A 20721-nucleotide genomic window follows, 5' to 3' on the forward strand; every position below is an offset into this window, starting at 1 on the left:
CCACCGAGCCCTCCCGGCGGTGTCAGACCTGCCGCAACCCATGCCTGGGCCCACCCGCACCTGAAACTTCGGCGCCCCCGAGTCCCCGCCGCAACGTCGCTCAGCCCCCACCGAGCCCTCCCGGCGGTGTCAGACCTGCCGCAACCCATGCCTGGGCCCACCCGCACCTGAAACGCCGGCGCCCCCGAGTCCCCGCCGCAACGGCGCCCAGCCCCCACCGTGCTCCCCGGCGGTGCCGAACTCACCGCAACCCACGCGCCGCCCATCACCACCCGGCCCCACGAGCACAAGAACCCGGCACCCACACCAGCAATTCGGCCGAACCCCCGCGGGGACCGTCACTCACGTGGCCCCCGCCAAAACGCCCCCCACCCCCCACAGCCGCAAAACTGCGGGCATGGGTATACGCATGCTTCACCGCCGGACGCCCGAGGCAGACCTCCGGGCCTGGGCGGACGCCGTCTCGGCGCAGGCCATGTCCGCCTCGCCGGTCCCGGCCCTCGCGGCCGACGCAAGCACCGCCCGCATCCCCGCCGAGCTGACCGATACCGTCCGCAGGACCGCCACGAACCTCCGGCACAGACTCGCCGGCCTGACCGACCCCGCGGACCACACCCCCGACTGGCGCCAGTGGGCCGACCTCGCCCGCGGCTACCTCGCCCTCGCGCTCACCGCGATCCCGAGACGGCGTCCCCGGTGCACCCTCACGGTCTTCGTCGCGTCCCTCACCGAGCGACCGGCCGCCCCGGGCCCGCACCGACCACCCCACCGGGATCACCCGGATCAGCGAGACCTCCAGGACCGTCCGGAACCGGGCCCCGACGCCACACCCTGACCCCGACGGCGTACAGCACCACGCCCAGGACCAGCCCGGTGCCCACCCCGAAGCACAGGGTGGGCACCAGTTCCCACGGCCGCTCCGGCGCCCCCATGAGCGCCCACCAGCGCGCCGCCCGCTGCACCGCCCCGGCCACCGCACAGCCCCCGATCACCGCACCGGCCCACCACCGGTCCCGCACGGACAGCACAGGCACCCCCACCGGCACCCCGCCCGGCGCACGCCGTAGCGCACGCACGGCGAACACCGCGATCACGAGCGCGCCCGCCACGGACGAGCCGTACTGCAGCCACGAGAACAGCGGCATGCCCGCCACCCGGTCCCGCCCGACCGCCGGAACGAGCCGCGTCCCCCACCGCCCTTGATGCGTGAACGCGTCCCACACCACATGGGTCAGCGCACCCAGCACCCCGGAGACGTACCACCGCGCCACCGTGACCACGCGTGCACGCGCGCGTGGCGCACCGCAGCGCAGCAGCACGGACGGCCGCCCCTGCCGGCCCCGGGGCAGCAGCGCGAGCAACGGCTCGCGGACGAGCAGCCACAGCCCCACCAGCGCCCAGGAGATGAGCACGTCGACCGTGAAGACCCCGGCGAACGCGTGCGTGACCGCGCCGAATTCCATGCCGCCCGGAAGGACGCTTGCCGCGTAGTAGGTCATGTCGGGCGCGATGGAGCCCGCGACGAGTACCGCCGGCACCAGCGGGCCGCGGCCGGTCCCGTCCCGGCGGACCGCGGGCAGCACGGCGGCCGCATGGCTGAGTGTGAACGGCAACAGAGCCCCCAGGAACGGTCGTCGGCCTGGCGCCGGGCCGGTGATCACGTCCGTCCAGTATCCGTCGACCAGGTGCGTCCCGGACGCGGGACTGCCGTCCGGGGTTCTTCGTGTCAACGAGAGTTGGCCAACGGGTGAAAAACGGGCGTGAACGGGTCCCGACGGAAAGCAAGTTGTCGTAGGGTCACCTGCGGCGTGCCCTGCGGGGTGCTCAGTCGCACACACGTCGCACAAATGGAAGGGCGTCACAGGGGCAACCAGAACAGCGGGTCAACCGTCACACCAGGGCGAGGCAGACAGACGGAGACGGACGCACGGAGTCCACAGGAGGGGTTCACTCGATGGCGGCGCATTTCGGAAGGCGGCTGCGCAAGGGGGCGGCGACCACCGCCGTGGCCGCGGCAGCGGTCGCGGCACTGTCCGCGTCCCAGGCTCCGGGAATGCCCGGCGAGGACCACGGCAGACAGGCGACGGCCGGCGCCTCAGCCCCCGTACCCGACGCGACCTCCGACGGCAACGCCACCGGCAACTCGCCGTACTACACGGACCTGCCGCCGCTCAACAGCCCCGACCCCAGCCCCTCGCCGGCCGCCACCGGCACCCCCGTCGCCCAGGGCGACGCCGAGGCCGGCATCCCGGCGACGGTCCTCGACGCCTACAAGAAGGCCGAGGCCCAACTGCGTTCTGCCAAGCCCGGCTGCAATCTGCCCTGGCAGCTGCTCGCCGCGATCGGCAAGGTCGAGTCGGGCCAGGCCCGCGGCGGCCGGGTCGACGCCGACGGCACCACGATCGGCCGGATCCTGGGCCCGGCGCTCGACGGCAACGGCTTCGCGCTCATCAAGGACACCGACCACGGCGTCTACGACGGCAACACCGAGTACGACCAGGCCGTCGGCCCCATGCAGTTCATCCCGTCGACCTGGGCCTGGGCCGGCCGCGACGGCAACGGCGACGGCAAGAAGGACCCCAACAACGTCTACGACGCCGCCCTCGCCGCCGGCCACTACCTGTGCCGCAACGGCTGGGACCTCTCGAACGAGGCAAACCTGCACAGCGCGATACTCAGCTACAACAACTCGCAGGACTACCTGAACACCGTCCTGTCGTGGCTGGAGTACTACCGCAAGGGCACCCACTCCGTGCCCGACGGCACCGGCGACGTGCCCACCCACCGCAGCGACGACGGCACCCCGCGCGCCAAGTCCCCGGGGCACTCGAAGGCGCCGAAGCCCAAGCCCGACCCCAAGCCCAGCGCGCCCGGCGGCGGGAGCGGAAGCCCCAGCCCGACCCCGCCGAAGCCGCCCGTCCCTCCGACGCCCCCGCAGACCCCCACCGACACCGTGGACCACCTTCAGGACGCGGGCACCGCCAAGCTCACCGCGATGGCCGGGCACGCCTTCACCGAACGGATCGGCACCCGTGCCGAGACCAAGGCCGGCAAGGCCGTCGCCAAGGTCAGGATCCGGTTCACCATCACCGGGGACACCGACGCCACCTTCGCCGGCGGCGAGACCGTGGCCACGGTCGCCACCGACGCCAAGGGCGTCGCCCTCGCCCCGGCCCTCCAGGCGGGCGAGAAGACCGGCGACTTCAGGGTCATGGCCACCGTCGTGGGCCGCACGGTCAAGGGCGTCGCCTACCCGGTCACCGTCACCGAGCGCGCCGCCGACACCCTGGCGCGTACCAGCGACACCCCGCTGACCTGCACCCCGGGCGGCGAGTTCGCCGACCAGGTCCAGGTGGAGGCGACGTACAAGGGCGCCGTCGCGGACGGGGTCGCGGCCACCGCCACCCTGATCAAGTCCGACACCGACGCCACCGAGAACGACAAGGGCCCGTACTTCGAGGACGCCGACGGCAAGCCCGTGCGCACCCTCACCGACCTCAAGACGGATGCCAAGGGCCTGCTGACCCTGCCGAAGCTGTACGCGGACGACACCACCGGCACCTTCCTGCTCCGCATCACCACCGCCGGCGGAGCGACGCTCACCGTCGAGCTGAAGGTCGCCGCCGCGGACTCCTCGGCGAGCCCGTCCCCGTCCCCGAGTCCGTCCGCCTCCTGACACACGCGAACCGGCAGGGCGCCCTCTCCGCACCGGCGGGGAGGGCGCCCTCCTTCGTGCGTGCACCGCTGTTCTCATCTCACCCGCCCGTTGCTACGGTGCCGAACCTGACGAGCCATCAGAAAGCTGTCAGGACACGACCGTCCGCCGGGAGGCCCGTATGCGCGCCCTGATCGCCGCCGCGACCGGTCTCGCCCTCGCGCTCGCCCTGGTCCTGGCGATGACCGCCATGGGTGCGCCGACGGGCCGGACATCCCCCAAGCCGCTGCTGACCACGGTGCCCTCGCACCCGTAGCCGCGCCCGTCCGGGAGGGAGGCCTTCCATGCGCCGCAAGGCAAGCCTGGTCCTGCTCGCCTGCGCCGTCTTCTTTGCGGCGCTCGCCCCGCTCATGCGCTGGTACGCCTTCCCGCGCCTGGCCAGGATCCCCCCGAACCAGTACCAGGACATGGTCCTGGAGGCCAAGGGCGCCACCCTCCTCGACTACGGCACGATGCGCGCGAGGAAGGTCTCCAAGGTCACCATCGTGCAGACCCTCAAGGGCGACGTGGCGGCCGCGAAGAAGATCGAGAGGACGGCGGGCCGGCCGGTCGTGGTCTGGGACGGCCTCTCCTACGTCCAGGGCCCCGACGGCAAGATGGTCTCCAAGGTCCCCGAGCGCTACATCTTCGACGCCCACAGCCAGGACCCCGTGCACGCCACCGGCGAGACGGTCGACGGCGATCCCGTCACCCGCCAGGGCATCGAGTTCAAGTGGCCCTTCCTGACGCAGAAACGCGACTACGAGTACTTCGACGCGCAGACCCGCACCACCAGCCCCATCCACTACGAGGGCACCCGGACCTTCCGCGGCCTGAAGGTCTACTACTTCGAACAGACCATCCCCTGGACCAAGGTCGCCATGCCGAAGACCATGCCCGTCCAGGGCATCACCCCTGAGTCCGTCGCCAAGACCGGCACCACCCGCTGGTACAGCACCGTCCGCAGGTTCTGGGTCGAACCCGTCACCGGCGCGCCCGTCTACGGCGAGGAGCTCCACAGGGAGGAACTGCGCGGCGGCACCCTGCTCGGCGGCCGGGCCAGGGTGACGGCGTTCGCCGGGGACGTGAAGATGCGCGAGGACTACATCGAGCACACGGTCGCCCTGGTCAAGCACAACCGCACCCTGGTGCTGACGCTGACCTCGTACGTCCCCTGGGGCTCCCTGAGCACGGGAATCCTGCTCCTGGCCCTCTCCCTCTACCTGGAGGCCCGCGCCCGCCGCCCCCGGGACCCGGCACCCACGGAACCCGCCGAACCCGAACCGGTCAGCGCCTGAGCCGCGCGTTGGTGTGCCGGGTGGGCTCGGCGGTCGCCGGGTCCTCGGGCCACGGATGTTTCGGATACCGCCCGCGCAGCTCGGCCCGTACGCCCCGGTAGCCGTCCCTCCAGAAGGAGGCGAGGTCGGCCGTGACGGCGGCGGGCCGTCCGGCGGGGGAGAGCAGATGCACGAGCAGCGGCACACCCGCGACGGCCGGCGTCTCGCGCAGCCCGAACATCTCCTGCAGCTTCACCGCGAGCACGGGCCGCTCCGGATCCCGGTAGTCGATCCGGATTCTGGACCCACTCGGTACGGTGATCCGCTCGGGCGCCAGCTCGTCCAGCCGCGCGGCTTCCCCGGTCGCCCACGGCAGCAACCGTGCCAGTCCCTGCCCGGCGTCGATCCGGCCGAGATCGGCCCGCCGCCGGGCCCGGCCCAGCTCCGGCTCCAGCCAGTCGTCCACGCACGCGTGCAGCGCGTCGTCGGACACGTCCGGCCACGGCTCGCCCAGGCGGGCGTGCAGAAACGCGAGCCGCTGCCGCAGCACCTCCGCCTCCGGCGACCAGCGCAGCAGCCCGAGCCCTTCGCGCAGGAACCCGTCGAGCAGGGCATCGCGTACGAGTGCCGGGTCAGGGTCCTTCAGCGGCCGTACGGCAAGCTCGATGGCACCGAGCCGTTCGACACGCCGGGCTACGACATCGCCGTCGGCCCAGTGGACCCCGTCCCGCTCGTCGAGCAGAGTCCCGGCGGCGGCGAGCGCCACGCTCTCGTCGACGGCGGCTCCGAGCAGCACACGCGCGTGCCCCTTCCCGGCGGGCCGATCGGCAACGGCGACGACGATCCAGGGCGCTCCGCGCAACGCCGATCCGTCCCCGAGCTCGGCCCGGGTGCCGGAAGCCATGAGGTACGAGCCACCGTCGAGCCTGGCGACACGCTCGGGAAAGGCGAGGGCGGCGACAAGCCCGGCGAGCTTGTCGTCACCGGTGCCTGCTCCGACCTGGACGGCGCCTGCTGTCCGACGGTCCCTGGCGGGCTGCTGGGAAAACTCCTGTGAGACGGCCCGCAGCCGCCGTACTTCCGCCGCCCACCGCCCTGCATAGGCGTCACCCCCGCGCCGCGCGCGACGCAACGCACCGGCCAGATCATCCCCGTAATCCCGCGGCACCTCTTCAGAGAGCAGGGCGACAACCTCCGCTCCCTCACCGCCGGTGTCCAACAAGGCCCGCCCCAGCCGAGGGTGCACCCCCAGCCGAGCCAGACGCACACCCACCGACGTCGCCCGACCGACGGAGTCCACCGCGCCGACGGCCGACAGAACCTCCCGCGCCGCCGCCATCGCCCCGCCCGGCGGAGGATCGAGCAACGCCAGCCCGGAGGCGTCCGGATCGCCCCAGCAAGCCGTCTGCAGGGCAAACGCGGTGAGGTCGGCCATCTTGATCTCGGGCGCCGGAAACGCCGGCAGGCGCCCGTCCTCGGCCTCGGACCAGCACCGGTACACCGCCCCCGGCGCCTCCCGCCCGGCCCGCCCCGCCCGCTGCCGCCCGGCCGCCCGCGACGCCCGTACCGTCGTCAGCCCGCTCAGCCCGCGCGCGTGGTCCACCCTCGGTTCCCGGGCCAGCCCCGAGTCCACGACCACGCGCACCCCGGGCACCGTCAGCGAGGACTCCGCCACCGAGGTCGCCAGCACCACCCGGCGCCGCGCCGCGGGCGCCAGCACCGCGTCCTGCACGGCGGCCGGCGCCCGCCCGTGCACCTGGAGCACGTCGATGTCCCCCACATCGCCCAGTTGGCCCGCCACGCGCGCGATCTCGCCCACACCAGGCAGGAAGCACAGCACGTCCCCGTCCCGCTCGGCGAGCGCCCGCCGCACCGCCGACGCCACGTGCGCCAGCAGCGCCGGGTCGACCCGCATCCCGTGCGGTGGCCGTACCGGACGCACCGGAGGCGCCCACACCACCTCCACCGGATGCGCGACGCCCTCCGCCTCGACGACGGGCGCCCCGCCCAGCAGCCGCGCCCAGCCCTCGGCGTCGGTCGTCGCCGACGCGGCCACCAGCCGCAGCTCCGGCCGCAGCGCCTGACGCACGTCCCACAGGAACGCGGCCGCCGTGTCGGCGTCCAGATGCCGCTCATGGCACTCGTCGAGGACCACGACGTCGACGCCCGGCAGCTCCTGGTCCCGTTGCAGCCGCTGCAGCAGCACACCGGTCGTCACGACCTCCACACGCGTGTGCCGCCCCACGGCCCGTTCGCCGCGGACCGTGAAGCCGACGCTCTCGCCGGGCTTCTCGCCCAGCAACCAGGCCATCCGCCGGGCCGCCGCCCGCGCCGCGATCCGGCGCGGCTCGGCCACCACGACACGCCGCAAGAGCCCGTCCCCGACCAGCCCCGCCAGCACGAGCGGCACCAGCGTCGTCTTGCCGGTGCCGGGCGGCGCCACGAGCACGGCGCTGCCGCCGTCCTCCAGGGCCTCGGTCAGGGCGGGCAGGGCCGAGCGCACGGGCAGCGCATCCAGGGCGTCGTAACGGATCACGTCCCAAGTGTCGTACGACGGCGAATGCGGCCCTCACGCGTGCGTGCACGTAAGAAACGCGCCCACGCGCGCGTGTGCGTATGTAAGAGGTGGGAGGTCAGTCCCGCTCGCACACGAAGATCGCCGTCCCCGGGATCAGATTGCCCCGCAGCGGGGACCAGCCGCCCCACTCCGAGGTGTTCCAGGCCGGCCACTCCGGCTCCACCAGGTCCACCAGGCGGAAACCGGACGCCACGATGTCCCTCACCCGGTCGCCGAGCGTCCTGTGGTGCTCGACGTAGACCGCGCGTCCCTCCTCGTCCTGCTCCACGTAGGGCGTGCGGTCGAAGTAGGAGGACGACACCGACAGGCCCTCGGGGCCCGGCTCGTCCGGGAACGCCCAGCGGATCGGATGGGTCACCGAGAACACGAACCGGCCGCCCGGCCGCAGCACCCGGCGCACCTCGCGCAGCACCAGCCGTGGGTCGGCGACGAAGGGCAGCGCCCCGTACGCGGAGCAGGCCAGGTCGAAGGAGCCGTCCGCGAACGGCAGCGCGCCGGCGTCCGCGCAGACCAGCGGAAACGCTCCGCCGATGCGCAGGGCGTGCTGCAACTGACGGTGCGAGAGATCCAGGGCCACCGGGCGGGCCCCCTGGGCGACCAGCCAGCGCGCGCACTGCGCCGCGCCCGCGCCGATCTCCAGCACGTGCTTGCCCTTCAGCTCCTCCGGCGGGCCGAGCAACTCGGCCTCCACCTCGTCCAGGCCCTCCGGGCCCCACACGAAGCGGTCTTCGCCGAGGAACGTGCCGTGCTCGACCTGGTACTCGTCCGCGTTGCGATCCCACCAGCCCCGGTTGGCCCGTGCGCTCTCCGCGACCCCGGCGTCACGGCGTGTCGCCTCCGGTTCGAACGCCTCGGGTCCCTCGGGCTCGTACGCTTCCGGCTCTTGGATGATCGGCTCCCTCGTCGTACTCTTCCGTCCAACCCGCCGGGGTCCGACACGGAAGCGGTCCCGCAGGCCTGTCTGGCCTCAAAGGACGTTTCTTCTGCCGGATATGCGCGATCTGCCCCGGGTGTGCGCCTTCGCGCATTGACCCTGCCCGGCTGCCCCCGTATGCTACAAGTTGCGCTGCGGGCCTGCGCACCTCAGACGTAGCAGGCTGCGCTCGCATCTGTTGTATGTCCCCTCGGTTCTCGAGGCGCCACCGGGCACCCGGTGTCCATTTGGTGGCGCTTCCTTGGCTGTCCGGCTTCTGCAGAGCGAAACGGGCTCCCGGCGTAAGCAGTACCTACGACTTCAATGTCCGTACCGGAGCCCTTTCCCACATGACGAGCAGCACCGAGACCACCGCCACCACCCCGCAGGTAGCGGTCAACGACATCGGTAACGAGGAAGCCTTCCTCGCAGCGATCGACGAGACGATCAAGTACTTCAACGACGGCGACATCGTCGACGGCGTCATCGTGAAGGTCGACCGGGACGAGGTCCTGCTCGACATCGGTTACAAGACCGAAGGTGTCATCCCGAGCCGCGAGCTCTCGATCAAGCACGACGTCGACCCGAACGAGGTCGTGGCCGTCGGCGACGAGATCGAGGCCCTTGTCCTCCAGAAGGAGGACAAGGAAGGCCGCCTGATCCTCTCGAAGAAGCGCGCCCAGTACGAGCGTGCCTGGGGCACCATCGAGAAGATCAAGGAAGAGGACGGCATCGTCACCGGTACCGTCATCGAGGTCGTCAAGGGTGGCCTCATCCTCGACATCGGCCTCCGTGGCTTCCTCCCGGCCTCTCTCGTCGAGATGCGCCGCGTCCGCGACCTCCAGCCGTACGTCGGCAAGGAGCTCGAGGCGAAGATCATCGAGCTGGACAAGAACCGCAACAACGTGGTCCTGTCCCGCCGCGCCTGGCTCGAGCAGACCCAGTCCGAGGTCCGCCAGACGTTCCTCACGACCCTCCAGAAGGGTCAGGTCCGCTCCGGTGTCGTCTCCTCGATCGTCAACTTCGGTGCCTTCGTGGACCTGGGTGGCGTCGACGGTCTGGTCCACGTCTCCGAGCTGTCCTGGAAGCACATCGACCACCCGTCCGAGGTCGTCGAGGTCGGCCAGGAGGTCACCGTCGAGGTTCTCGACGTCGACATGGACCGCGAGCGCGTCTCCCTGTCGCTGAAGGCGACCCAGGAAGACCCGTGGCAGCAGTTCGCCCGCACCCACCAGATCGGCCAGGTCGTGCCCGGCAAGGTCACGAAGCTGGTGCCGTTCGGTGCGTTCGTCCGCGTGGACGAGGGCATCGAGGGTCTGGTCCACATCTCCGAGCTGGCCGAGCGTCACGTGGAGATCCCGGAGCAGGTCGTCCAGGTCAACGACGAGATCTTCGTCAAGGTCATCGACATCGACCTCGAGCGTCGTCGCATCAGCCTCTCGCTGAAGCAGGCCAACGAGTCCTTCGGTGCCGACCCGGCCTCGGTCGAGTTCGACCCGACCCTGTACGGCATGGCCGCGTCCTACGACGACCAGGGCAACTACATCTACCCCGAGGGCTTCGACCCGGAGACCAACGACTGGCTGCCGGGCTACGAGAAGCAGCGCGAGGAGTGGGAGCGCCAGTACGCCGAGGCGCAGTCCCGCTTCGAGCAGCACCAGCAGCAGGTCATCAAGTCCCGCGAGGCCGACGCCGCTGCCGCCGCCGAGGGCGGCGAGGCTGCGGCTCCGGCCGCGACCGGCGGTTCGTACTCCTCCGAGGGCGCGGACACCTCCGGTGCGCTGGCCTCGGACGAGGCGCTGGCCGCGCTGCGCGAGAAGCTCGCCGGTGGCCAGAGCTGATCGCTGACGCTGAGGCTTAGCCGATAGCTGGTTCTGAGGGACCGTACCTTTCGAGGTGCGGTCCCTCAGGCGTTTTCGGGTTGTCTTGCCGTTGTCCTTCGCGTGCCAAGGAGTTGCCCGGGCAGAAGCCGTCCGTGAGATCGCTGATCAGCGGCGTGTCGCGGGAATGACCGCGTTCCAGGGGGCGTTGACCTGAGGGACACGAGGAGGAGCGGTCACAGTGCTTGATCCGCAGGGTTTGTACGCATGGGAGCCGAAGGGCCTCGCCGTTGTCGACATGGCGCTCGCCCAGGAGTCGGCCGGCCTTGTCATGCTCTACCACTTCGACGGATACATCGACGCGGGCGAGACCGGAGACCAGATCGTCGAGCGGCTGCTCGACTCACTGCCCCACCGGCTCGTCGCCCGTTTCGACCACGACCGGCTCGTGGACTACCGGGCCCGCCGGCCCCTGCTGACCTTCAAGCGGGACCGCTGGACCGACTACGAGGTCCCGGCCATCGAGGTCCGTCTCGTCCAGGACACCACGGGCGCCCCCTTCCTGCTGCTCTCCGGTCCCGAACCGGACGTGGAGTGGGAGCGGTTCGCGGCGGCCGTACAGCAGATCGTGGAGCGGCTCGGTGTCCGCCTCTCCGTGAACTTCCACGGCATCCCCATGGGCGTCCCGCACACCCGCCCGGTGGATCTCACCCCGCACGGCAACCGCTCCGACCTCATCCGGGGCCACCGCAGCCCCTTCGAGGAGGCCCAGGTGCCCGGCAGCGCCGAGTCGCTGGTGGAGTACCGCCTGATGGAGGCCGGGCACGACGTCCTGGGCGTCGCCGCGCACGTCCCGCACTACATCGCCCGTTCGCCGTACCCGGACGCCGCCCTGACCGTCCTGGAGGCCATCACGGCCGCCACCGGGCTGGTTCTCCCGGGTATCGCGCACTCGCTCCGTACGGACGCGTACCGCACCCAAACGGAGATCGACCGCCAGATCCAGGAGGGCGACGAGGAGCTCACCGCGCTCGTCCAGGGCCTGGAGCACCAGTACGACGCCGCAGCGGGCGCCGAGACCCGGGGCAACATGCTCGCCGAGCCGGTGGACATCCCGTCGGCCGACGAGATCGGGCGCGAGTTCGAGCGGTTCCTGGCGGAGCGCGAAGGCGACAACTGACCTCCCCGGGGCCCGCTGTCAGTGGCAGGGCCTAAGCTTCCGGTCATGCTGAAAGTGGGCCTGACCGGTGGCATCGGCGTCGGCAAGAGCGAGGTGTCACGGCTGCTCGTGGAGCACGGGGCCGTGCTGATCGACGCGGACCGCATCGCGCGCGAGGTCGTGGCGCCGGGCACGCCCGGCCTCGCCGCCGTGGTCGAGGCCTTCGGCGAGGACGTCCTCACCGCGGAAGGCAGCCTGGACCGGCCCAAGCTCGGCTCGATCGTCTTCGCCGACCCCGAGAAGCTCGCCGTTCTGAACTCGATCGTGCACCCGCTCGTGGGCGTCCGTTCCCGAGAGCTTGAGGAGGCCGCGGCCGACGACGCAGTAGTGATCCACGACGTACCCCTCCTCACGGAGAACGGCCTGGCACCGCTGTACGACCTCGTGGTCGTCGTGGACGCGAGCCCCGAGACCCAGCTCGACCGGCTGGTCCGGCTGCGTGGGATGACCGAGGAGGACGCACGCGCGCGTATGGCCGCGCAGGCGACCCGCGAGCAGCGCAGACAGATCGCGGACATCGTGATCGACAACGACGTACCGCTGGACGCGCTGCACAAGCGTGTCGCCGAGGTGTGGGAGGACCTCGTACGGCGGGCGCGCGAGGGTACCGCGGAGTAGCGCCGGAATAGCGGCCCTCCCCGCGGGCGTTGAAAGGTTCCAGTGAGGGAAGGACTCTGCCGTGCCCGAGACCAGCGGTTCCACCGGACGTACTCCGGAGACGCATGTCATCGACTTCCGTGCAGCCGAGCATCTGCTCAACTCACGGGACCCGCGGGGTGCGGTGAAGCTGCTCGACCCAGTCATCGCCGCGCACCCGGAGAACACCGCGGCCCGGCTGCTCCGCGCGCGTGCGTTCTTCGCCGCTGCACAACTGCGGCCCGCCGAGCTGGAGTTCACGATCGTGCTGGAGCGCGAGCCGGACAACGCGTTCGCGCACTTCGCGCTGGCCCGCACCTACGAACGCCAGGGCCGCCCCGACCAGGCCAAACGCCATTTCCGTCTCGCTGCCGCACTGGACCCGAACCCGCGGTACCTGAAGGCGGCACGCTTCGACGACTGATCCTTCGACGGCTCAGCGACTGAGCCGGTCGTGCCGTGCGGCGGGTCGGTCACGGATGCCGGTGCCTCGGCGGGCCCGGGAACGGCGGTCCGCCCTCCGGCGGCGGGTAGGGCGGCACGTCACGGCCCGGCTGATAGTGCGGGCCCTGCCGGATGTGTCTGACGATCATGGCCATGTCGACGGTGACCACCAGCCACAGCACCGCGCAGGCCGCCGCCCAGCCGGGGCGCCCGAGGAGCGCGAACGCCACCGTGCCGAAGACCGCCCAGACCAGTCCCCACACGGACAGCCAGAACCGCGCCCGCAGAGCACTGCGCGCGGTCGCCGGTTCACTGCCCGTACGCATCGGAACACCACTCCTGCTTGCAACGTACTCTTCGGTGGCGACGCACACCAACGGCGCTCGACCGTTGCTCGTCGAAGGGGGTTCTCTTGCTGCCGGACGCCGACGACCTGCCCGAGCTGCTCCTCGACCTGGCCGTGCCGCACCAGGACATCAACGATCTGGTGGCCGCGCGGCGCCGGGTGACCGGTGACCCGGGAGTGCTGAGACTCCTGGAGGAGTGCGTCGAGGAGCTGTTCCGCGATCCGGAGGAGATCGACCGCACACCCGAGCTCGCCGGACTCCTCGACACGGCGCCGACCGAGCTGGCCGGCGTCTTCGCCGTGTACGTCTTCGTCGCCGCGGCCCCGCACACCCTCGCCCGGCACCGGGAGCGCGGCATCCCGCCCGAGGTCTCCCGGCGCACCCTGGCCGACCTGGGCCGTCAGATGGCCGTGCACCGCAGACGGCACGGTACGACCGGCGTGCAGTCGCGGCGCTGGCTCGTCCGTCACTTCCGGGGCGAGCTGTACCAGCTGGGACGGCTGCAGTTCGAGCGGGCACGGCTCGGGCAGCGCACGGCTCCCGTGCTCGCGGCGGCCGGCCTGGACGCGCTCCCCGGCACGGCCTGCCTGAACCTCCACATCCCCGACTTCCACGGTCCGCTGACCCCGTCCGCCTGCGACCGCTCCCTGGCCCGGGCCCGCGAGTTCTTCGCCGTGCACTTCCCCGAGGAGCGGCCGGTGGCCGCACTGTGCCACTCCTGGCTGCTCGACCCGCAGTTGAAGCGGTACCTGCCGGCCGACTCCAACATCGTCCGCTTCCAGGACCGATTCCGCACCGTCCGCGAGGACACCGAGCCGGCCGACACCGAACCCGTCCAGTTCGTCTTCGGCGACCCCGACCTGCCGGCCGCGGAGCTGCCCGCCCGCACGTCCGTGGAGCGGGCCGTGGGGGACCATCTGCGGGCGGGCGGCCACTGGTACATGGGGCGCGGGTGGTTTCCGTTCCCGGCCGGATAGCGTGGTCCACGCCGGATGGCGTGGTCCCCCGGACAGGGTGGACACGCTGGATCGTGCGGGTCGAGCCGAGCCGCGCGGATCAGGCCGCCGAAGAGCGCGCACCAGGCCGCCGAACCGCACGGAGCCGGGCCGAACAGCGCGGACTAACTCGAACGAGTGAACTGTGGGCGGACGGGAACGGCCGTGCGAGGCCAGGCCGTTGTTCGGGCATGACGGTCGAGATGCGTGAGGGATACGAGGGCACGGGACCCGGTGCGATCACCCCGGACGGCTGCGCGGTCGAGCTGTACGAGCGGCTGCCGGCCGGCGACGAGCCGGAGATCATCGCCGCGGCGGTACCGGCCGGGGCACACATCCTGGAGCTGGGCAGCGGAGTGGGCCGGATGACCCACCCCCTGCTCGAGCGCGGCTTCAGGGTCACGGTGGTGGACGAGTCCGCCGACATGCTGAGCCGGATCCGCGGGGCGCGCACGATATGCGGCCCCATCGAGCAACTGGACCTGGACGGCAAGGAGTTCGACGTGGTGATGCTCGCGTCGTTCCTCGTGCACGTCGGTGACGAGGAGGTGCGCAGGGGCATGCTGCGTACCTGCGCCCGGTATGTGGCGAAGGGCGGCTGCGTGCTCATCCAACGGGAGGGCGAGGACTACCACACGAACGTGCCCAGGGAGCGGGTCGACCCGAGCGGCTTCACCGTACGGATCGTCTCCTCGGAGCCGGTCGGCAACGGAGCGAACTCGGTGCACGTCGAGTACGACTTCCCGGACGCGCGCTGGACCCAGACGTTCCTGGCCCGGCCGCTGACCAAGGAGCAGTTCGAGTCGGCGCTGGAGGAAGCGGGGCTGGAGGTGGACGCGTATCTGACACCGGACCGGACCTGGGTGCGGGCCGTGCCGAAGGCATAGCGGGCGGACGGTCGCACAGGGCGGCCGGAGAGCGATGAGTTTCCGGACGGTGTCCGGTCTACCTCGGTGTAAGCAATCGGCACCGCTTCCCCCAGGAGACCCTCATGCCCGAGACCACCGCTCCCGTCGCCCGCACCGCTTCCGTCGACTCCGCCGGCTCCCTGAGCGGCCGGAGGCGCGCGGCCCGGGTCGCGCTGCGGACCGTGCAGGTGCTGCTCGCGCTTTTCTACGGCATCGCGAGCGCGCTGCCCAAGCTCATCGCACACCCCTCGGCCGTCGAGGCCTTCGACAAGATCGGCTGGGGCAGCGGGGCCATGTACACCATCGGCGCGCTCGAACTCGCCGGAGGCGTCGCACTCTTGATCCCTGTGCTGCAGTCCGTGGCGGCGATCGCGCTCAGCGCGCTGATGGTGGGCGCGTTCATCGTCCAGCTCACGGTCTTCGACGGCCAGAACGCGGCGACCCCGCTGATCCTGATGGTGCCGCTCGCCCTGATCGCCTGGGCCCGGCGCGGGCACAACGCGGAGCTGCTGCGGTGGGTGCGGCGGCGGTGACCCCGGGTGCGCGGCGCCGGTGCCGCCGGCCGGGCGCGGGGGCCCGACCGACGGCACCGGCGTGTGCATGCGGGTGGTAGCGCCTTCGGGCAGCCGTCCCTGGGGATGCCCGTCGGTCGCGTCGGATCTGGATCGATGTCGGCGGGGCGGGGGTTTCCGGTCGACGGGGTGGACCGGTTCGTGTGGGATAACGCCTTCGGTTCACCGTCCCCGGGGATGCCCGCCGGTGGTCCCCCCGGACCCGGATCCATGCCGGCCGGGCAAGGGTTTCCGGTCGACGGCCTCGACCGTCCCTGCGGGGTAAGGCCTTAGGGTCACCGTCCTCGGGGGTGCCCACCGGTCCCGCCGGACCCGGATCCACCACGCCTGCCGGACCCACCGGACCTGCTGGAGCCACCGCGCCCACCGGAGCCGCCGGGGCCGCCCGCCCCGGCTCCACCTCGGCCCCCGGACCCACCGGGGTCGCCGAGTCCGGCGAAGCCGCCAGGGGCTGCGGCGCCGAAGCCGCCCGGGAGGCCCGGGCCCGCGGGGCCACGGAGGCGTTCCATTTCGCGGCGGTCGCGCTTGGTGGGGCGGCCGGTGCCTCGGTCGCGAAGGCCGGCGGGAGCGATGGCCTCGCGGGGCGGCGGCGGAGGGGAGTTGTCGATGTAGCACTGGGCGGCCACGGGGGCGCCGACCCGCTTGCGGATCAGGCGCTTGACGATCACGACCCGTTCCCGGCCCTCGTGCCGCAGGCGCACCTCGTCGCCGACGTGCACGGAGTAGGCGGGCTTCACCCGCTCGCCGTTCACATGGACGTGGCCGCCCCTGCAGGCGGTGGCGCCCAGGGAACGCGTCTTGATCAGACGCACGGCCCAGATCCAGCTGTCGATCCGGACCGTCTCACCGTTGGCCGGTCCCGCGGCCTCGGCGGCAGCGACCGCAGCGGCGATCTTCGGATCGACGGGCTGCTCGGCGGAGGCACCGGAGCCGTGGGTGTCGTGGGTGTCCGGGGCGTCCTGGGCGGGGCGGGGCCCGTCCGGTCCGCCTGTCCCACGGTTCACGTTCTCGTCCGCATCCTCGGAAGCCATGCCCCTGACCCTAACTCTCCGGGCGGGGTGAGCCGGAGGCGATTTTTCCGGATGGTCGGCGCCGGGCGCCCGGGGTGTCGGTGCAGATGGCGGGCGGCCGCACCCGGCCGGCGTACCCCGGATACGCCGATCGGTGGTGCCCTGTTCCCGTGCGCTCACCGGCGAGAGGGACGCCTCCCCATACGGCTCCGACCTCGACCGGCCCCTCCCGCAGCCGGCCGCACTGCTCCTGTAGCGGCCGTGCTGGTCGGGCCGCGGCCGCAGTCGGCCACGGCGGACCTCCGCGGTTCGTGTGGCCGCTGCCGGCGATCCTGTCCGCGCTGATCTGCGGGTTCCTGGCGCTGGGGACGGCGCCCACGAGAGCCGGTGGAGGCATACGGTGGCCGTATGGACGACAGCAGTGCCCTCGCCCGGCTCGACCGGCGGGTCGCGGACTGCCGGGCCTGTCCTCGGCTGGTCGAGTGGCGCGAGGAGGTGGCCCGCACGAAACGGGCCGCGTTCGCCGACTGGACGTACTGGGGGCGGCCGGTGCCCGGCTTCGGTCCCGCCGACGCACGGCTGGTGATCATCGGGCTGGCCCCAGCCGCGCACGGCGGCAACCGCACCGGCCGGATGTTCACCGGCGACCGCTCGGGAGATGTGCTCTACCAGGCGCTGTACGACGAGGGGCTCGCCTCCCAGCCGACGTCCGTCAGCGCCGACGACGGGCTGGAGCTGTACGGCGTCCGGGTCACCGCGCCCGTGCACTGCGCCCCGCCCGCCAACAAGCCGACCCCCGGCGAGCGTGACACCTGCCGCGCCTGGCTGGTCCAGGAGCTGAGGCTGCTGCGCCCGACACTGAGGGCCGCGGTCGTGCTCGGCGCCTTCGGCTGGCAGGCCGCGCTGCCCGCGTTCCATGAGGCGGGCTGGACCGTGCCCCGGCCCCGCCCGGCCTTCGCCCACGGTACCCGGGTCGCGCTCGACGACCTGGACCTCTTCGGCTGCTTCCACGTCAGCCAGCGCAACACCTTCACCGGCCGGCTCACCACGGAGATGCTCCGCGAGGTGCTGCACACAGCGGCGGAGACAGCCGGCCTGCGGTAACCGCCCTCCAACAGCCGACCCCGACCGGCCGGCGCCCGCCAGGAGCTCGCAGCGACCCCTCGGGAGCCGGCGGCCGCCCGTCACGAGCCCGCAGCGGTCCCTCTTCAGCGGGCCGCGGTCCTTCAGTCGGCGTCAGCGGGATCCGTTCCGAACAGGTGCCGTACCGTCGAGCGGTAGTTGGCGCGGACGTGGTCGAGGGCGTGGGCGCGGGCGCGGTCGGGGTCGCCGGAGGCGATCGCCTCGTACAACTCGCGGTGTTCGGTGAGGAGTTGGGGCCATTCCTCGTTCCGCCGGGTGAGCCAGCGCAGGCGGCCGTCGACCGGCTCCATGACCGAGATGAGCAGGCTGTTGCCGGCCAGGGCGCGGATGCGGTCGTGGAAGCGTGTGTTGATGTCCGTGATCGCCTCGGCGTCGCCCTCCTTCGTCGCCCGCGCCGCCTGGTCGAGCAGGTCCCGTAGCTCCGCCAGGGCCTCGGGGGTCACCCGGGACGCCGCCAGCCCCGCCGCGTACACCTCCAAGGCCTCGCGCAGCTCGAAGAGTTCCCTGACGTCGGTCGGGTTCAGCGGGCGTACCACCGTGCGGCGGGCCGACTCGAAGAGGACGAAGCCCTCGGCGACCAGCGCGCGGATCGCCTCCCGCACCGGCACCCGGGAGACGCCGAACCGCTCGGCGAGCTCCCGTTCGACGAGTCGGTCACCGGGCCCGAGGCGCCCGGCGATGATGTCCTCCCGCAGGCTCGCCAGGACGCGCTCGCGCACCGCGCCCAGGGGTTCGATCTTCGTCATGGGCCCATCTTCGCCGACGCGAGGCCACTTTTACGGGGCCGTAACGGCAAGGACATCGGTCCGAACGCTTGACGACGGCACCATGTCGACTGTTTGGTATACCAAACGCGCCTCGCTGCGGGTCTCCGGCCTGCAGTCCGTCCGAGTTCCTACGGTATGGCCCCTTCGTCCCCCTGTTCAGGAGGCCCCGTGTCCCTCGCCGACCGCGCCGAAGCCACCGGCGCCCCCGCGTTCGTCCCCGACCCCCGCCTCGTCAACGAGGACCTCGCCCCCGCCGAGCGGCGGAACTGGAAGGTCTTCGACCTCTTCGCCATGTGGATGTCCGACGTCCACAACCTCGGCAACTACACCTTCGCCGCCGGCCTGCTGGTCCTCGGCATGAACGTCTGGCAGGTCTTCACCTCCCTGCTCGTCGGCTTCGTGCTCATCTACGCCGGCATGAACTGGATGGGGAGGATCGGCCAGCGCCACGGCGTACCCTTCCCGGTGGTCAGCCGGATCAGCTTCGGCGTCTGGGGTGCCAACATCCCCGCGCTGATCAGGGCCGTGATCGCCATCATGTGGTACGGCATCCAGACCTATCTGGCCTCCGTCGCCGTCAACGTGATGCTGCTGGCGGCCTGGCCGGGCCTCGACTCCCTCACCCACCACTCCTTCGTCGGCCTGGACGCGCTCGGCTGGATCTCCTTCGTCTCGCTCTGGGTGATCCAGGCGCTGATCATCAGCCAGGGCATGGAGGCCGTGCGGAAGTTCCAGGACTTCTGCGGTCCGGCGATCTGGCTGGTGATGATCGCACTGGCGCTCTGGGTCCTGGCCAAGGCCCACTGGAGCATCTCGCTCACCTCGACCCCGCACCCGGTGTCCACGGGAGAGCAGTGGCGGCAGTGGTTCGGCGCGATCGGCCTCATCCTCGCCACCTACGGCACGCTGATGCTCAACTTCTGCGACTTCTCCCGCTTCGCGCCCGACTACAAGACCGTCCGGCGTGGCAACTTCTGGGGCCTGCCCATCAACTCCACCGCCTTCGTCGTGGTGTCGGTGATCGTCACGGCCGGCTCACTGAAGGCGTTCGGACAGGCCATCACCGACCCGGCGGAACTGGTCGCCAAGGTCGGCAACACCTGGGTGCTCGTGATCGCCGCGTTCACCTTCGCGGTGGCCACCATGGGCGTCAACATCGTCGCCAACTTCGTCTCACCGGCGTACGACCTCGCCAACGTCTGGCCGCAGAAGATCACCTTCAAGGTCGGCGGCATGATCAGCACGGTGGCCGCGCTGCTCGTCACCCCCTGGAACCTCTTCTCCAACCCGACCGTCGTCAACTACTTCCTCGGCGGCCTCGGCGCCTTCCTGGGCCCGCTGTTCGGCGTGATCATGGTCGACTACTACTGGGTCAAGCGCGGCAAGGTCGACATCGACGCGCTGTTCGACGCCCGGCCGGGCACCCCGTACCACTACCGCAAGGGCGTCAACCCGACGGCGCTGTGGGCGTTCCTGCCCTCCGCCGCGGTGGCTGCCGTAGTGGCGCTGGTGAAGAGCTTCAGCGATGTGGCGCCGTACTCCTGGTTCATCGGCACGGCGCTCGCCGCCGGCCTGTACGCCCTGCTGAGCCGCCGGGAGCGTGCGACGACGGCGAAGGAGGCCTGACAGGCGTGCGGATCATCGTCACCAACTGCAACACCACGCAGGATATGACCGAGGAGATCGTCCGCGGCGCCCGGGCCGCCGCGAGCCCGGCCACCACGGTGACCGGTCTGACCCCCGCCTGGGGGCCGGCGTCCGCCGAGGGCTGGCTGGACAGCTATCTCTCCGCCGCGGCCGTCCTCGACACCCTGCGGACGTACGGCGGACCCGCGTACGACGCCGTCGTCCTGGCCGGCTTCGGCGAGCACGGCCGGGAAGGCGTACGGGAGTTGGTGGACGTCCCGGTCGTGGACATCACCGAGGCCGCCGCCCACCTCGCCTGCCTTCTCGGCCGCCGCTACGGCATCGTCACCACCCTGGACCGCTCCTGCGGCCAGATCGAGGACAGCTTGGAGACGGCCGGTGTGGCCCGGAACTGCGCCGCCGTCGTCGGCACCGGCCTCGGCGTCCTCGACCTCGCCGACGATCCCGGCCGCACCGAGGCCGCGTTCCTGACGGCGGCCGAGCGGGCCCGGGACGCGGGCGCCGAGGTCCTGGTCCTGGGCTGCGCCGGGATGACGGGACTGCAGCGGGCGGTGGGGGAGAAGCTCGGGCTGCCCGTGGTCGACGGCGTGGCGGCGGCGGTCAAGCTCGCCGAGTCCCTGGTCGCCCTGGGCCTGACCACCAGCCGTGCGGGCAGCTACGACAGACCGCTGCCCAAGGGGAGGAGGTGGGGACGCCCGGCACGCTGAGCCGGAAGACGTGGCCCTCGGTCGCCACGGTGGGCCGGAACGGC

Annotated in this window: 20 protein-coding genes; 14 read left to right on the forward strand and 6 right to left on the reverse strand. The window is 71.8% G+C overall.

Annotated elements, in window-relative coordinates:
• The first annotated feature begins 397 nt into the window (after window positions 1–397).
• Window positions 398–835, forward strand: a complete 438-nt coding sequence (locus AB0M27_RS01680) for a hypothetical protein (RefSeq protein ID WP_365716769.1) — start codon at window positions 398–400, stop codon at window positions 833–835.
• Here AB0M27_RS01680 and AB0M27_RS01685 read toward each other — a convergent pair.
• The gene (locus AB0M27_RS01685; protein ID WP_365716860.1) at window positions 726–1613 is read right to left on the reverse strand and encodes a DUF4184 family protein; all 888 of its coding nucleotides are present in this window, start codon (window positions 1611–1613) and stop codon (window positions 726–728) included. The two genes, AB0M27_RS01680 and AB0M27_RS01685, sit on opposite strands and share 110 nt — an antisense overlap.
• A 341-nt stretch (window positions 1614–1954) precedes the next feature.
• On the opposite strand from AB0M27_RS01685, the gene AB0M27_RS01690 reads away from it, so the two are divergent.
• From AB0M27_RS01690 to AB0M27_RS01700, 3 genes are all read left to right on the forward strand, one after another.
• Window positions 1955–3676 carry a lytic transglycosylase domain-containing protein gene (locus tag AB0M27_RS01690; protein WP_365716771.1) on the forward strand — a complete coding sequence of 574 codons (1722 nt, stop codon included), beginning with the start codon at window positions 1955–1957 and terminating at the stop codon, window positions 3674–3676.
• A 160-nt stretch (window positions 3677–3836) separates the two neighbouring features.
• Window positions 3837–3971, forward strand: a complete 135-nt coding sequence (locus AB0M27_RS01695; RefSeq protein WP_208901447.1) for an SPW_0924 family protein — start codon at window positions 3837–3839, stop codon at window positions 3969–3971.
• A 28-nt stretch (window positions 3972–3999) separates the two neighbouring features.
• Window positions 4000–4992 carry a DUF3068 domain-containing protein gene (locus tag AB0M27_RS01700; protein WP_365716773.1) on the forward strand — a complete coding sequence of 331 codons (993 nt, stop codon included), beginning with the start codon at window positions 4000–4002 and terminating at the stop codon, window positions 4990–4992.
• Here the strand turns inward: AB0M27_RS01700 and hrpB are convergent.
• Window positions 4982–7507 (reverse strand): ATP-dependent helicase HrpB, encoded by a 2526-nt coding sequence (gene hrpB / locus AB0M27_RS01705; RefSeq protein ID WP_365716775.1) that lies wholly within the window; start codon window positions 7505–7507, stop codon window positions 4982–4984. The genes AB0M27_RS01700 and hrpB overlap by 11 nt on opposite strands.
• Window positions 7508–7604: 97 nt before the next feature.
• Window positions 7605–8441, reverse strand: coding sequence for a class I SAM-dependent methyltransferase (locus AB0M27_RS01710; protein ID WP_365716861.1), 837 nt, complete (start codon window positions 8439–8441; stop codon window positions 7605–7607).
• Window positions 8442–8812: 371 nt separating this feature from the next.
• Here AB0M27_RS01710 and rpsA point away from each other — a divergent pair, with 371 nt between their 5' ends.
• The 4 genes from rpsA to AB0M27_RS01730 all read left to right on the forward strand — a co-directional run bounded on the left by rpsA (window position 8813) and on the right by AB0M27_RS01730 (window position 12561).
• Complete coding sequence (rpsA, locus tag AB0M27_RS01715; protein ID WP_363213635.1) at window positions 8813–10303, forward strand: 30S ribosomal protein S1; 1491 nt, start codon at window positions 8813–8815, stop codon at window positions 10301–10303.
• A gap of 220 nt (window positions 10304–10523) precedes the next feature.
• The gene (locus AB0M27_RS01720) at window positions 10524–11462 is read left to right on the forward strand and encodes a PAC2 family protein (protein WP_365716778.1); all 939 of its coding nucleotides are present in this window, start codon (window positions 10524–10526) and stop codon (window positions 11460–11462) included.
• A 45-nt stretch (window positions 11463–11507) separates the two neighbouring features.
• Window positions 11508–12119: a dephospho-CoA kinase gene (gene coaE / locus AB0M27_RS01725; protein ID WP_365716780.1), complete on the forward strand. Its 612-nt coding sequence runs from the start codon at window positions 11508–11510 to the stop codon at window positions 12117–12119.
• A gap of 61 nt (window positions 12120–12180) precedes the next feature.
• The gene (locus AB0M27_RS01730) at window positions 12181–12561 is read left to right on the forward strand and encodes a tetratricopeptide repeat protein (RefSeq protein ID WP_365716782.1); all 381 of its coding nucleotides are present in this window, start codon (window positions 12181–12183) and stop codon (window positions 12559–12561) included.
• A 49-nt stretch (window positions 12562–12610) separates the two neighbouring features.
• Here the strand turns inward: AB0M27_RS01730 and AB0M27_RS01735 are convergent, their stop codons facing one another.
• On the reverse strand, window positions 12611–12907 hold the full coding sequence (locus tag AB0M27_RS01735) for a DUF6343 family protein (RefSeq protein ID WP_365716784.1): 297 nt from the start codon (window positions 12905–12907) through the stop codon (window positions 12611–12613).
• Window positions 12908–12993: 86 nt separating this feature from the next.
• Here AB0M27_RS01735 and AB0M27_RS01740 point away from each other — a divergent pair, with 86 nt between their 5' ends.
• The 3 genes from AB0M27_RS01740 (at window position 12994) to AB0M27_RS01750 (ending at window position 15364) form a co-directional block, all read left to right on the forward strand.
• Window positions 12994–13905 (forward strand): acyltransferase domain-containing protein, encoded by a 912-nt coding sequence (locus tag AB0M27_RS01740; RefSeq protein ID WP_365716786.1) that lies wholly within the window; start codon window positions 12994–12996, stop codon window positions 13903–13905.
• Window positions 13906–14114: 209 nt separating this feature from the next.
• Complete coding sequence (locus AB0M27_RS01745) at window positions 14115–14810, forward strand: class I SAM-dependent methyltransferase (RefSeq protein WP_365716788.1); 696 nt, start codon at window positions 14115–14117, stop codon at window positions 14808–14810.
• Between the two features lie 104 nt (window positions 14811–14914).
• Window positions 14915–15364, forward strand: a complete 450-nt coding sequence (locus tag AB0M27_RS01750) for a DoxX family protein (RefSeq protein WP_365716790.1) — start codon at window positions 14915–14917, stop codon at window positions 15362–15364.
• Window positions 15365–15678: 314 nt separating this feature from the next.
• On the opposite strand, the gene AB0M27_RS01755 is transcribed toward AB0M27_RS01750, so the two are convergent.
• Entirely contained in the window at window positions 15679–16434 is a 756-nt protein-coding gene (locus AB0M27_RS01755) for an RNA-binding S4 domain-containing protein (protein WP_365716792.1), read from the reverse strand.
• 387 nt (window positions 16435–16821) lie between these two features.
• Between AB0M27_RS01755 and AB0M27_RS01760 the strand changes: the two genes are divergently transcribed.
• Window positions 16822–17517, forward strand: coding sequence for a uracil-DNA glycosylase (locus tag AB0M27_RS01760; protein ID WP_365716794.1), 696 nt, complete (start codon window positions 16822–16824; stop codon window positions 17515–17517).
• Between the two features lie 122 nt (window positions 17518–17639).
• Here AB0M27_RS01760 and AB0M27_RS01765 read toward each other — a convergent pair whose 3' ends face one another.
• Window positions 17640–18302, reverse strand: coding sequence for a GntR family transcriptional regulator (locus tag AB0M27_RS01765; protein WP_365716796.1), 663 nt, complete (start codon window positions 18300–18302; stop codon window positions 17640–17642).
• A gap of 189 nt (window positions 18303–18491) precedes the next feature.
• Here AB0M27_RS01765 and AB0M27_RS01770 point away from each other — a divergent pair, with 189 nt between their 5' ends.
• Both AB0M27_RS01770 and AB0M27_RS01775 read left to right on the forward strand, forming a co-directional pair.
• Window positions 18492–19949, forward strand: a complete 1458-nt coding sequence (locus AB0M27_RS01770; RefSeq protein ID WP_365716798.1) for an NCS1 family nucleobase:cation symporter-1 — start codon at window positions 18492–18494, stop codon at window positions 19947–19949.
• Window positions 19950–19954: 5 nt separating this feature from the next.
• Window positions 19955–20677: an aspartate/glutamate racemase family protein gene (locus AB0M27_RS01775; RefSeq protein WP_365716800.1), complete on the forward strand. Its 723-nt coding sequence runs from the start codon at window positions 19955–19957 to the stop codon at window positions 20675–20677.
• Window positions 20678–20721 lie beyond the last annotated feature (44 nt).

Origin of the sequence: Streptomyces sp. NPDC052107 (assembly GCF_040680215.1) — a bacterium.
In the GTDB taxonomy this organism is placed as follows: domain Bacteria; phylum Actinomycetota; class Actinomycetes; order Streptomycetales; family Streptomycetaceae; genus Streptomyces.

Excerpts from the sequence above, each read along its gene's own strand:
- AB0M27_RS01680 (WP_365716769.1), top strand. The coding sequence starts at position 398 with ATGGGTATACGCATGCTTCACCGCCGGACGCCCGAGGCAGACCTCCGG.
- AB0M27_RS01690 (WP_365716771.1), top strand. The coding sequence starts at position 1,955 with ATGGCGGCGCATTTCGGAAGGCGGCTGCGCAAGGGGGCGGCGACCACC.
- AB0M27_RS01695 (WP_208901447.1), top strand. The coding sequence starts at position 3,837 with ATGCGCGCCCTGATCGCCGCCGCGACCGGTCTCGCCCTCGCGCTCGCC.
- AB0M27_RS01700 (WP_365716773.1), top strand. The coding sequence starts at position 4,000 with ATGCGCCGCAAGGCAAGCCTGGTCCTGCTCGCCTGCGCCGTCTTCTTT.
- rpsA (WP_363213635.1), top strand. The coding sequence starts at position 8,813 with ATGACGAGCAGCACCGAGACCACCGCCACCACCCCGCAGGTAGCGGTC.
- coaE (WP_365716780.1), top strand. The coding sequence starts at position 11,508 with ATGCTGAAAGTGGGCCTGACCGGTGGCATCGGCGTCGGCAAGAGCGAG.
- AB0M27_RS01735 (WP_365716784.1), bottom strand. The coding sequence starts at position 12,907 with ATGCGTACGGGCAGTGAACCGGCGACCGCGCGCAGTGCTCTGCGGGCG.
- AB0M27_RS01745 (WP_365716788.1), top strand. The coding sequence starts at position 14,115 with ATGACGGTCGAGATGCGTGAGGGATACGAGGGCACGGGACCCGGTGCG.
- AB0M27_RS01750 (WP_365716790.1), top strand. The coding sequence starts at position 14,915 with ATGCCCGAGACCACCGCTCCCGTCGCCCGCACCGCTTCCGTCGACTCC.
- AB0M27_RS01755 (WP_365716792.1), bottom strand. The coding sequence starts at position 16,434 with ATGGCTTCCGAGGATGCGGACGAGAACGTGAACCGTGGGACAGGCGGA.
- AB0M27_RS01760 (WP_365716794.1), top strand. The coding sequence starts at position 16,822 with ATGGACGACAGCAGTGCCCTCGCCCGGCTCGACCGGCGGGTCGCGGAC.
- AB0M27_RS01765 (WP_365716796.1), bottom strand. The coding sequence starts at position 18,302 with ATGACGAAGATCGAACCCCTGGGCGCGGTGCGCGAGCGCGTCCTGGCG.